Genomic DNA, 1,629 nt, shown 5'->3' with positions numbered 1-1,629 from the left:
TATCAACATCTTGCTTCTGCTTGTTCTTTTCAACAGTAGTTAATAAGCTATCGTCATCGATACTATCCTTAACCGATTTTGCTTCATTGGCAATTTCTTGCTTAGCATTGTTCTTTTGACTACTTAAGTCCTTACCTGGTTGGTAAGCACCATTAATCTTATCTTTACCATCTGCTACTGCCTTGGCAATCTCATCTGGCGTGGTTGCGGCATCAATTGCGGCGTTAGCTTCTGCTACAGCGTTATCAACGTCTTGCTTCTGCTTGTTCTTTTCAACAGTAGTTAATAAGCCATCGGCATCAATGTTGCCCTTAACTGTAGTTGCTACATCGGCAATGTCTTGCTTAGCATCATTCTTTTGAGTACTTAAATTCTTGCCTGGTACATATGCCGCATGAATTTTATTTTTACCTTCATTAGTTGCTTGAACAATACCATCTGGTGTGGTTGCGGCATCAATTGCGGCATTGGCTTCTGCTACAGCGTTATCAACGTTCTTCTTTTGCTCTTCTTTTGTAGCAGTAGTCAAGTTTTGATCGGCATCGATACTATTCTTAACATCTGTTGCTTCATTGGCTATGTCTTGCTTAGCATTGTTCTTTTGATTACTTAAGTCCTTGCCCTGCACATATACGGCATTAATCTTGGCCTTACCATCTGCTACTGCCTTGGCAATTTCATCTGGCGTGGTTGCGGCATCAATTGCGGCATTGGCTTCTGCTACAGCGTTATCAACATCTTGCTTCTGCTTGTTCTTTTCGGTAGTTGGTAAGTTATCATCAGCATTGATTCGGTTCTTAACTGTAGTTGCTTCATCGGCAATTTCTTGCTTAGCATTGTTCTTTTGACTACTTAAGTCCTTGCCCGGCACATATGCAGCTTTAATCTTGTCTTTACCATCTGCTTCTGCCTTAGCAATTTCATCTGGTGTGGTTGCGGCATCAATTGCGGCATTGGCTTCTGCTACGGCCTGATCAACGTTCTTCTTTTGTTCTTCTTTTGTAGCAGTAGTCAAGTTTTGATCGGCATCAATGCTGCCCTTAACAACACTTGCTTGACTAGCAATGTTGCCTTTAGCAATTGCCTTTTGATTACTTAAGTCCTTACCTGGTAGATATGCGGCATTAATCTTGGCCTTACCATCTTCGACTGCCTTGGCAATTTCATCTGGTGTGGTTGCTGCATCGATTGCGGCATTGGCTTCTGTTACTGCGTTATCAACGTCTTGCTTCTGCTTTGCCTTGTCTGCTGTTGTTAATAAGCTGTCGGCATCAATCTTATCCTTAACCGATTTTGCTTCATCGGCAATTTCTTGCTTAGCGTTCTCTCTGCCCTCTGGAAGCTCTCCCTGTTCATATGCTGTAATGATAAGTGTCTTACCCATGTTAAGTGCTTGAGCTACACCATCACCACTAGTTGCACTATCAATATTACTCTTGACAGTTTCACCCAAACTCTTTGCACGATTCTTCTGCTTTTCCTTCTTAGCTGTACTCAAGTATGGGTCAGCGTCAATTAGCCCTTGGACTCTTGCCACCTCAGCATCAATATCGCCCTTAGCAGTAGCTTTTGCATTATCAAGGTTTCCTGACTGATATGCTGCTGCTATTGCTGCTTTACCATCTTCAA

General features: G+C 42.4%; 1 protein-coding gene. It reads right to left on the bottom strand.

The features are described from left to right. Positions 1–1,629: DUF1542 domain-containing protein (locus F5ESL0263_RS08650; protein ID WP_122036423.1), on the bottom strand; the 1,629-nt coding region annotated here is incomplete at both ends.

This window comes from Lactobacillus sp. ESL0263 (assembly GCF_003692845.1).
GTDB lineage: Bacteria > Bacillota > Bacilli > Lactobacillales > Lactobacillaceae > Lactobacillus > Lactobacillus apis.
The sequence above is the reverse complement of the archived record's forward strand: the minus strand, read 5'-3'. Positions and strand labels throughout refer to the sequence as shown.